Annotated in this window: 5 protein-coding genes; 1 reads left to right on the plus strand and 4 read right to left on the minus strand. The window is 32.8% G+C overall.

From position 1 onward, the window contains the following. Positions 1-151: 151 nt before the first annotated feature. A complete protein-coding gene (locus tag JX287_RS02295) occupies positions 152-6283 on the minus strand; it encodes a putative Ig domain-containing protein (protein ID WP_204641601.1) in 6132 nt (2043 codons plus the stop codon). A gap of 913 nt (positions 6284-7196) precedes the next feature. On the opposite strand from JX287_RS02295, the gene JX287_RS02300 reads away from it, so the two are divergent. Beyond that, positions 7197-7514 (plus strand): DUF1904 family protein, encoded by a 318-nt coding sequence (locus JX287_RS02300; RefSeq protein ID WP_204641602.1) that lies wholly within the window; start codon positions 7197-7199, stop codon positions 7512-7514. A gap of 69 nt (positions 7515-7583) precedes the next feature. Here the strand turns inward: JX287_RS02300 and JX287_RS02305 are convergent, their stop codons facing one another. The 3 genes from JX287_RS02305 to JX287_RS02315 all read right to left on the minus strand — a co-directional run bounded on the left by JX287_RS02305 (position 7584) and on the right by JX287_RS02315 (position 11805). Next, positions 7584-9317: an ABC transporter ATP-binding protein gene (locus JX287_RS02305; RefSeq protein WP_239650313.1), complete on the minus strand. Its 1734-nt coding sequence runs from the start codon at positions 9315-9317 to the stop codon at positions 7584-7586. Further along, entirely contained in the window at positions 9304-11070 is a 1767-nt protein-coding gene (locus JX287_RS02310; protein WP_204641603.1) for an ABC transporter ATP-binding protein, read from the minus strand. The genes JX287_RS02305 and JX287_RS02310 overlap by 14 nt, the downstream gene beginning before the upstream one ends. A gap of 120 nt (positions 11071-11190) precedes the next feature. After that, the gene (locus JX287_RS02315; protein WP_204641604.1) at positions 11191-11805 is read right to left on the minus strand and encodes a viroplasmin family protein; all 615 of its coding nucleotides are present in this window, start codon (positions 11803-11805) and stop codon (positions 11191-11193) included. Positions 11806-12260: the final 455 nt, after the last annotated feature.

Below are 12260 nucleotides of genomic sequence, written 5' to 3' on the forward strand. Positions count from 1 at the left end.
GATGATTCTTTAAATATGATTTCGAAAATAATCAATTTAGCAGAATCATCCCCTAATAACTTAGTAATATATTTACGAAATACCGCAACCTAGCAATGAACTATACTAATCTAAGCAATAAATATTAAATATACCCCACTAACAAATTATTTTAATTTTCTTTTTTTCTAAGTAGATAAAGAGCAAGTAACACAGCACTTCCGAAGAAGATTGATGTATCTGATTTTTCTTCACCAGTATTAGCCAGTAGTCCCTTTCTAACAGTTCCTTTAACACTATCTAAAGTTGGCGTCAATTGTTCTGAAGCCCCAAAAGGGAGAGGCATTTTAACATTTGATTCTTGCGGTTTGTTTTCTCGTGGCGGCACTACATTGTCTCTTTCTGGTACTTGCGTTTTATCCTCACGCGGTGGTACTGGTTTGTCACCTTTTGGCTCTTGCGGTTTGTCCTCACGTGGTGGCACTGGTTTGTCACCTTTTGGTTCTTGCGGTTTATCCTCACGTGGTGGTACTGGTTTGTCATCTTTCGGTTCTTGCGGTTTGTCATTAGTTGGTTTGTTTTCGCAAGTACATTTACCATCTTTACCATTTTTAATAATCAGTTCATTTTTGCTTCCGTCTGGATTTGTTATGATAATAGTACGACTTCCATCGGCATTTTCTTTTGTTTCAATTGTCGCTGATTTACCATCAACTCCATCGCGTCCATTAACTCCATCTACTCCGTTATAGATATCTTCCTCACTAATCAAAGTATCTCCAGCAGTATATGTTAAACTATTATCATTATCATAATAAACCGTAATATGAACTCCAATTGGCTTAGGTGTTGGTTGCGAAGCTGGAGTAACATCCACACTTCTTGCTCTTCTAGTGCTTCTAGGTTGCGCTGGATAAATTGGTTTCAATTCAACTCTTGGTGCACGACCATCTTTTCCGTTTTCTCCATTTTTAACAGTTGTTGTGATTGGTTCTTTTCCATCTGGTTGTGCGATTGAAATTGTATGACTTCCATCTGGGTTTGTCACAACACTAACTGTAGGTGTGAAACCGTCTTTTCCAGCGTCACCTTTATCACCTTTTGGTCCAGCGACTCCTGTTTCTCCTTTGTCACCTTTTGCTCCTTTGATGTTTCCTGCTTGCTGCCATGTACCATCTCTCTTAACAAGTACATCTCCTGTTGTTGTGTTGATAAATGTATCCCCGTCTTTTCCATCAGTTGCTGTTGGTGTACTTGTGCCACTTAGGATATCTTTTCCGTCGCGTCCATTCGCTCCATCGGCTCCGTTTTGTCCATCATGACCTTGAAGACCTTGGTCTCCTTTGTCACCCTTAGCTCCTTTGATGTTTCCTGCTTGTTGCCATGTACCATCTCTCTTAACAAGTACGTCGCCTGTTGTTGTGTTGATGAATGTATCACCATCTTTTCCATCTTGGGCTGTTGGTATGCTTGTGCCATTTAGAATATCTTTTCCATCACGTCCATTTTGTCCGTTTGTTCCATTTTGACCATCACGTCCTTGAAGACCTTGGTCACCTTTATCACCTTTTGCTCCTTTGATGTTCCCTACTGGTTTCCACTCTCCATCTTTCTTAACAAGTACATCTCCTGTTGTTGTGTTGATGAATGTATCACCATCTTTTCCATCTTGGGCTGTTGGTGTGCTTGTGCCGTTTAGGATATCTTTTCCATCGCGTCCAGTTACTCCGGCTTCACCTTTGTCTCCCTTAGGTCCGGCTACTCCAGCATCTCCTTTGTCTCCTTTTGGTCCGGCTACTCCAGCGCCACCTTTTGCTCCGTCTTGACCATCTTTAATGACAGATATTCCTAGAACCGTATCTGTTTCTTCATCAAACTGATTATTTGCATTCTTATCACTATAGAACGTTAACGTAGTTTCTTTCTTAGTCTCATCACGATCTACTTTGACTTTTGGAGTTTCTCCATCTTTACCATTCTTGATAATTGTTTCAACAGGTTTACCGCCTGGTTGTGAAATCGTAATGGTATGAGTTCCGTCATTGTTTTCCTTCACTGTAACTGTCGGAGTCGGTGGCGTTAAGTCTACAACATCTATCGTAATATCTTTTGTTAGAAACTTGCCTCCTGTACTTGTTACAGTTACTGGTATATCAAATGCTCCAGCTACTGTCGGTGTTCCTGAAATAGTTTTACTTGCTTCATCATACGTTACACCCGCTGGAAGTTTTGTTTTATCAAACGTTAATGTGGCACCCGTTGGTACTGCAAACGTAATTGGACGAAGACCAGTTTTTCCTAGCGCAATCATTTGGCGATCATTTTTGATGTCTAATGATACTGGATCATCTACTACCGTTACAATGATAATCTCTTCTGCACTACCTTTACCTAATGTTTCAGAATCCAATGTTGCTTTTAAACGAACTTTATAGACACCAGGTTTTGTTGGAGTTCCGCTAATTGTATGCGTTGCAGCATTATAATTTAAACCTGCAGTTGATTCAAGATACGAGTCTAAGTCTGTTTCCGGTAAATCTACACTTAAGTAACGAGCTCCTAAGTTCGAATGTTCACTATGAGTAACAAGCATATTCTTAATAGCTGTACCTAGGCGAACCGTTTGTTCTTTTTCTGTAACATTAATGCTTACCGGAAGTGGGCGAACATTAATTTTAATATGTCCCCCATCAACTGGTGATTCTGCCATTTCTGGGAAAGTCGCTTTATATGGAATTAAGTATTCTCCCACTTTAGATGGTGTACCGGAAATAGTTCTTGTATCTGAATTATAAGTAACTCCTGGCGGAAGTTTACTTGTATCTACTTCTAATCTTGCTTTAGTATCTGAAGGATTTAACACTACATTATCGATAGCAGTTAGAACTGTCTTCTCTTGTTCCTTATTCGCAACTTCAACACTTAAATCACGTGGCGTTACCTCAATCGTTAACGTTGCACTTGCTGTTGAATTACCACTAATTGTCGGACTAGTTGCTGTAAATGTCGCTGTATAAGTTCCTACTTTTGTAGGAGTTCCTGAAACAGTTTTTGTCGCAGCATCATAGTTTACACCTGGAGGTAGTGAACCTGAAGTTATCGATAGCACAGCGCCATCTGCTTGGAGGTTAATCGGTGGCAGTTCATCTAAAGCTTTTACTGTTTTTGTATTATCAGGAATAGAAAAGTTTAGTGGTACACTGTTTACTGTGATATTTACATACCCATATGTAGATTGATTTGTACCACCTGCGGTAGTTCTATTAACATAGCCATACACTTGGAAAGTCCCTACTTGAGTCGGAGTACCTGTGATTGTTTTTCTGTCTGCAGACCAGCTTAAACCTCTTGGTAAAGTACCTCCAACTGAACTTACAGTCGCATTTGCAGGAATTTTAAGTGTAATTGGAGTTATTTCATTACCTGCTGTTAATATGTAACTAGCTTCTGGAACGCTGAAGTTTCCTGGCGTTACTGTGAGGTCGACTAACTTAGTAATTGATTTATCATTTTTAGTAGCCTTTACCGGAATAATATAACGACCTTCATATTGCCCCTTCCCTGATAGAGTCTTAGTACTTTCATCATAAGTTATTCCCTCTGGCAACTTAGTAGGGTCAACTGTAACCGTTGCGCCATCAGTAGCTGTGACAACCATATCTTTGAATTTAGTACCTTCTACAACCGTCTGTTTATCATTTGTGATAGATAGAGCTAAATCAGTTACTGGTGAAGCATTCACTTCATAAGTAAACTTAGTCTTAATTTGTCGGCTTTGACCTTCAGTATTAGTATATGTAGCTGTAACAACTGCTTCTTTTCGACCATCAGTTTTTTTCAGAGCATAACCCACTAAACCTGTATTATCCGCATTAGGACTTAGGTGAATATAGTCACCCTCTGATTCAACCATTAATTTAGTAATCTTACTACCATTCGTCATTGAGACAGGAATATTTGGAATTTCTTGACCTTCAGTCAATGTTTTATGATCAATATTATTTATACCATCCATCACTTCAAACTTATATGTACGTGACGGAACATTAGCCCCGAAGTGCCCATCTCGAGCTGTGGCAGTAATTGTATAAACACCTGCAGCTAAAGTCTTACCATTTTGTTTTATTACCTTAAATCTAGTAGGATTCTCAGTATCTTTTGTAATTTCAACTCCATCAGGTTTACTATTGATTTCTAGTATTGCATTAGACTTATTAAGTACTAAATCTCCGATTTTTTGTTCCTTATCAGAGATAGGCACAGCTACTGGAATTGGATTAGTCACTCGGTAAAGCTTGTCCGCATCAAACATAACATCAGCGTTAGTAATAGTATAGTTTGCTCTTAAAACGTCATTTTTATTTGGAGTTGTTTGTGAGACTTCCTTAGTAACTAGATTTAAATGATAGTTTGTTACCCTACCGATATTATCCGTTATTTGAAAATCAACAAAATAAGTACCTGCTCTTTCTGGAAGACTTTTAAAGTTTAATCGATAAGGTGAGATTTCACTCTTATACCACATCCCACTTGTTTGAGACTCCACGCTAACATTATCTGTTAGAACATCTGAAACTGAACTAGAACCGTTAATAAATAGATTATCTCCTGTTGCCGGACCATCTTTTATAAGCTCTACTTTAACTCCATCACTACCACCTGTTTGTTCTAACTTAGTAATAGTTATCGGAGCGACATTATTGACGATATTATATTCATTTCTTTTTCCAGGTAATGACAACCAAAGATTAGATGTATATTGTGGACTATTTGGTGTTGCATCCGCTATCGTCTGCGGTTCATTAGATTCCAGATAATAACCAAAAGGCGTAGCGGTCATATAAGCTGTATTAGTACTACTATCATAGGTTACTGAGTCCCCTCTAGGATTATTGATATCACTAGTATCTCTTAAGTCTTTAACCACTTTAAACACCGGTGGTTCTTCTATTGTTAAGTTAGCTACAGCTCTAGTATATGGATCCGTTTTGGACTGTACTCCAATAACATAATTTCTACTTTCTATTGAATTATTTAAAGTGACTGTTTTTGTTATATAACCTGTTGTTTTGTCGAAAGTATATCCCAACGCCTTAGCATCTGGAGTTAACTCTACATCATCCCAACCTATTCTCGTCAATCCGACCTTATATTTCAGGTCAACTGTAGAACCATCTTTTTTCAATTTATAATCTCGAATGTTACGACCGGAATCATCTCCAAAATAACGCTCTAAGGTCATATAAGGAGCCCCTTCAGAAGATTTCACCTCTACATTTGTAGTATATGATTTACCTCGATAAGTGAATCCCACATTATAAAGACCTGGTTCTACACTTGGTAAAACAGCTCCCGTTAGATACCCTTTATAATGTGTTTTCCCATCAGAACCGGTAAAACTTGAATAACTAGCTCTCAACCCTAATTTCTTAGCATCCTCATTTAAAGCAAAATTTCTGTTTCCATTGTAATATGTGTTCTCATTTGTATCATCATTTCCATACACAACATTTGAAATATCGTAACCAATCTCAGTTGAAATCGGTGCACCGTTTGAATAAATTACTTTTGACCCAGTTCTAGGAGTAAGTTCTGGAGAATCCGTACTTGTCTCTGCAGGAGTTACCGTTGTCTCCAACCTATAACTAACTTTCCCTGAATGCCCCGCTCGTCTAAGCTCTAAATATAGTACCTCAAGAGCCGTTTCTAAAGTTCGAACACTATTATTTAATTCTTCTAAGCTGGCTTTATCTTTTGTTAAAACCTGTTGCGCTTTATTTTCTTCCTGCTTAGAACTCTCTAAATATTTTGTCAACTTAGTTCTAACTTCTGCACTAACATCTTTTCCAGCTATATATTTTTCAGCTTCTTGGCTAACTGCCTTAGATTCCAAAAGTCTGTTCGATAGAGTGTCTTTGGCTTCTTGAACTTCTTTTGATTCCAAAAATTTTTTATCTTCTTTTTCTTTTGCTTCTGAAGTTTTTTCTGCTTCTTTTTCTTTAGTATCTACTTTATCGGCAGTCTTCTTATCAGCATTTTCTTCTGATTTTGGTTTTGTTCCTACGTTAGTCGAACTTTCAACTGTACTTTCTTGTTTTTTACCTATAACCTCAACTTCTGTATCTTTAGGTTTTCCGGCTGATGCATCATCTACCTTATTTACTACCTCAGTTCCGACGACTTCCCCAGCCTGAACTTCAGAAACATCAGATACACTACCTACATAAAACTGTGCTGCAAGAACCGATGCTACACCAACACTAAGTTTTCGAATCGCATATTTCTGTCTTTTTTCTAGCTTCATATTAATAAACAATCTCCTTCTATTAATCATAATTCTTAATTCTTTTCTAAATATATAGTAAACATAATAAACCAAAAGGAGCAGCTAAAAAGTTCTAATTTTTTTAAAAATTTATATACGAACTCATAGTAGAAGTTGTTTATTTATATCTGCATTCGCTTTATAAAAGCTTTTTAGATATCTAATAAACTTCGTGGGAAACTCGACAAAATTGATTTTTGAGTCACTCCCTTTCTACTAACATATCGAACAAACAATTAACAAAACAAAATAATCGTGCTGAACTTAATCGTAAAAAAGTTAAAAACCCATTAATAATATTAAATTAAAATCATTTTTACAATTGAAAAAATTATTCCGTTCTATTGTTTCGCTTAGTACCATAACCTCAATAAAAAACAATTAAATTTTCGATATTTATTATCTCTAAATATATATTTAGACAATACTACAAAAGTATACCACAAATTATAGTCTCAAGCAAATGTCTTCAGTATAATTTTAATACAAATTTAACATAATTTACATTTTATTTTTAAACCATAGCAAATCATAGTAAATGTGAATTAGAGAGTTTTTCACTTTACTTTCTCTTTAAATATAAATAAGTTATTTTTCAAAAAAAATAAAAATATAATCGCTCATATAAAATTCGATTGAGTATATACAAATACAATATTCATCCACCGCTTCCGCTTCTTAACTCATACCTGTGGTTTCAACCTGTTATCTACCCTCAATTAAATACTCTAAATCTACACTAAACTGTTCTTTAAAATTCTTATTCGATTCTTCCTACTTATTATCTAGCTCCTTTTAAAATTAATATAAAAATTATATTCAAACTATTCACAAAAAGAGACTATATTATGATATAATATAAGAAAACGAATTCAAAACATGGAGGTCTATTATGCCACGTATAGTTGCTAGAGGATTTAAAAAAGAAGATTTAAAAAAAGTTAGTGCGGAACTTTTCGATACAATTGCAGAAATAATCGAAAGACCAAGAGAAGCATTTACATTAGATTTAATCGAGAGTGTTGCTATTCTTGATGGAGAAGAAATCAGTAGAGCAAATCTTGAAATTGGTTGGGTTCACCGCCCTGTAGAAGTTTGTGAGAGAGTTGCTAATGCTGTAAATGAACTTTTCAAGCCATTAGGATATGAAACTGTAATGATTTCATTTAAAGATATCGATTTAGCATACGAATTTGTATTCAAAAAATAATTATTAAAAAAGGAGTGATTCGGAAATCAGAATTCAGTAGAACCTGATTTTACGGATCACTCCAATTTTTTATCCTTTTACCTGTGTCTCATACATCTTTTTATAACTACCATTTAAAGATAATAATTGTTCATGAGTTCCACTTTCTATGACCTTACCTTTTTTAAGGACGTAAATCATATCAGCATTTTTTATCGTAGATAACCTATGAGCTATTATAAGAGTTGTTCTTCCTTGCTTTAATTCTTCTATAGCTCGACTTACATTTTGTTCTGTTTCACTGTCTATATTAGCCGTTGATTCATCTAAAATTAAGATTTTTGGATCCTTAGCCAATGCTCTAGCTAAACAAATAAGTTGCTTCTCACCGGTAGAAAAGTTGCTACCACCAACTTCTACTTTTGAATGAAGAGAACGATTTTCTAAAATAAAATCTCCTCCAACTCTAGATAAAGCTTCTCTAGCAATTTTTTCATCGTTAGAAGTCGTAATATTTTCAAGTAAAGTACCTTCAAATAAAAATGAATCTTGAAGTACTATCGCCATTTTTTCTCTTAGATATTCCTTACTATAATCGTTTATGTCTCTACCATTGATTAGGACATTACCTTTGGTAGTACTATAGAATTTCACGATTAGATTCATTATAGTGCTCTTACCGCTTCCTGTATGTCCTACAAAGGCTACAGTTTGATTTTCTTTTATCTCTAGATTCAAATCACGAAGTACATAAAAATCATCTTTATAGGCAAAAGATACATTTTCGAATTTAATATTTCCTCGGAAATCTTCTTCAACTACTTCACTTACTTTATCTTCTTCAATTTCCAACTTTAATATTTCTTGAATATTTATCGCTGCACCTTGAGCTTTAATATAATTAGAAATCCCCATAGTAAAATCAGCAATTCTGTATATAATATCAGTAGTATAATTAATAAACATATATACCATTCCCAATGTTACACCGTAGGCATTATTGAAATGAGAATACGCATAGTAATAAACAATACCTATAAAAATTATTATTCTAAATATTCCTGTTATATTATGAAGTAATAAACTATCTACTAGATTTAATTTTTTCCAATATTTATATCTTTCTTCATTATGTTTATTCCAATCTTCAATACTTTCTTTCTCTTTATTGAAGGCTTTAATAATTTCTAAATTTTGATAATTCTCATTTATAATCCCATTACTTTGAGAAAATTTTCTTCTATATCCTTTAATACTATCGATTGATAATTTATTATATAATTTCAAAACAATATACATTACAGGAAATAGTGCTAACATAAATAATCCGAAGCGAAAATCAACATAAAATAATACCATATAAGAGAAAATTATCTTTAAAGTTATTATTAAAATTTGAACAAATGTTGAAACGAAAAATGTTCTAATTTGATTAACATCACTCGTTATTCTAGAAACAACTGACCCTGCAGGAATATTATCGAAATATTTGATAGGTAGGCTTTGTATATGATCATATACTTGCATCTGAATTCTAACATAGATTTCATTAGCGCCCTTCACTAAGTAAATATTTCTAATATAATTCGATATACCTGAACAAAGTAAAATAAGCCCATATCCTACAATCACAACTAAAGATTTTAAAATTATCTGTTGCGTTAAATCCCCACTTATTCCATCAAATACTTTCGATAATACGTATACTCCTGCTACACCTAAACCTACATTTAATAGCGAAAAGATAAATCCTAATAAATATGATTTTTTAGCTTGTTTCATATAAGGAAGAAATTGAAATAATGGATGTTTAGTTTTCATCATCTTCTACCTCCTTATTTTGATAATCATCTAGTTGCTTATACCAATCGCAACATTCTAATAATTCTTCATGCGTACCTGAATTTAATATTTTCCCATTATCTAATACAACTATCTTGTCTGCATGTCTCACCGCTGAAATTCTATGAGCTACGATGATATTTGTCTTACCTTCTCGATTTTTCTTTATATTTTCTATAATCGTTTTTTCTGTATTAGAATCTACTGCACTTAAGCTATCATCAAGTATTAAAATATCAGGATCTGATAACAATGCTCTCGCTATACCTAGACGTTGTTTTTGTCCACCAGAAAGTGATAATCCATTCTCTCCAACTAACGTATCAATGCCATCTTTAAATCTACTAATATCCTTTTTAATATCAGCTTGTTCTAGCACTTCTTCTAATCTATCTTCTTGTTCATATCTATAGAATAGTACATTTTCTTTTATAGATTTTGAGAATAATTGATATTCCTGTGGTGCATATCCTATCTTAGCCCTTACAGAGTAGTCATAATATCGTTCAATACCTTTTCCATCAAGAAGCAAAGTATTTTCATTTATTAGATATAGTCGTAACAATTGTTTAATAAAAGTCGTTTTACCACTTCCTGTTTTCCCTACAACCCCTATTGTTTCACCTTTATTTATAGTAAAATTAATATTCACTAAGGCATTATTACCCTCTTCATAAGCGAAATTGAAATCTTTAAATTCTATACTACTATTAAATTCAAAATCACTTTCAGCTAGTTCATTATTAACATCAGCTTTTATATCTGAAATTTCTAGGATTCTTTTTGTACCTTGACGAACTTCTATAATCATAATAACCAACTCAGATAAAGCAATATACGGCCATTGAATCATACCTATAACTACACAAACTGAAATCAATTCTCCTAATGTCATCATACCTAGATTAATAAAATAAAAACCACCAGCTACAGCTATAATATAACTTGTAGCTAAGGATACAGTATTCAATGGCTGATAAACAAGAGTTCTCTTCATGTATTTTTCGTTACTTTTAGCATAACTTCTAAGTTTTCCTACAAAACTATTTCTAACTTTATCCAACAGACTATATGCTCTTATTACTCGAATACCTTTAACATTTTCTAAAGTTTCTTCTGTAATTTCATCCATAGTTTTCGCCATCTTGTTATAATATTTTTCTTGTACTTTTCGCCTGCTAACTAAATAAATAGTCTGTATGACTAACGGTATGTGAATTAGCAATAAATATATAAAATTCGATTTGTTAAATATAAGTATACTTATAAATAAATTGTAAATTATTCCATCAAAAATCAGCAGAATACCATATCCAAAAAGTGGGGCAATATAATTTGTAATATCGTTAGTAGATCTACTAATTACCTCACCTATACTAAACTTGTTAAAAAACACAGGAGTATGCCCATAAATATCGTGTTGGATACCATATGTCATATCTTTAATAATCTTATCATAACCTATAAACGTGTAGTATTCTTTAAAGAAATAGACTATATATAATACGATTCCAACTAAAATTATTCTAAGAATTTCATTAACTACACCATTAAAATCAATATTACCACTTGCTATACCATCAACAATATAACTCAATCTATCCATTGGATATAACGTAAAATAATAAGATGCAATCGAGACTACCAATGCAATTATTATTCGTTTCTTATCTCTATATACAAGGCTAGCTATCTTATTTAATATTTGTTTATTATTTATCGTTGTTGTATTCACTTATTCACCCTCTTTCTTCTAGAATTCAATTATATTTTAATAATTATAACACATTTATCTTTTAAGGTTTAATGAAAAACAAGTAGAATTTAAGGTCTTTTAAAATCTACTTGCTTTATCTTACTTAGTATTTTCTTTTTTAAATTGTTCGATAGCATCTTTTGCAAGCTTATCCACAACTTCATTCAACTCAATTCCGGTATGAGCTTTTACCTTCATAAAATTAACTTTTACCACTGTCTTCACCTTATTATAAAATTTTACATAATCTTGAGTATAAGGAAGATTTGCTTTCCAATCTCCAACTGCCCACGCTTCTATCCCTTGATAATCGTAAAACAATGTAATCTCTTTAATTTTTTTATCAACAGCATACCACATAACGAATTTTGCTGCTTCCAATTCTCCAGCAACATTATGTAATTGAGCATAATCTTCACGATTCCCAGCATGTTTATATTCATGTTTTTTATCGCCATCTACTATAACTACACCTGAACCATATATGCCACTAACTCTGTCGAAACTACCATCGATATAAGCATATACACCATCAACTTCTTCAATATTTTCAATTTTTTCTTCATTTCTTTCTAGGAAAGCTTCAGCTTCTGACAAAGTTTTAAAACTTTTATAAACTGCACCTTTAAATCCAGTCACCTGCTCTTTACATTCGTCCCAAGTTGAGAATATTCCTGTTTTTTTACCTTTTTTTACTGCATAAAATTTCGCCATCTTGCTCTCCTTATAAAAATATTTCCTTTTAAATTATACTACATGAAAAATATTAAGTAAATTTTTAAAAAGAAATTTTAAAACAGACTAAGAAAAATTATTTTTTTAGTTTAGATACATTTTTGAAACAAGAAAAAAGCACAAACAAGCCTATACAAGTATTCCCTTAACTTTTTAATAAATAATAAAAAAACTAAATTTGAAATATTATTTTAAATTATCAAGTATAATTTTTATTAATTCAGAAAATTTTATTTTATTTTTTTATATAAAAGATACTGATAATCTATTTCAATTGAAACGTTTTTATGTTATATTATAGATGTCTATTATTTTTAAAGGTTGATTTAATAGTCTTTATGTAAACAGAGTAAGGAGTTTAATATATCTTTGATTAACCTTGAAAATTTAATATTAGAATAAATTATTATATCATATGTAAAAGGAGAAACTAC

It is taken from the genome of Gemella haemolysans, assembly GCF_901873445.1.
Taxonomy (GTDB): Bacteria; Bacillota; Bacilli; order Staphylococcales; family Gemellaceae; genus Gemella; species Gemella haemolysans_C.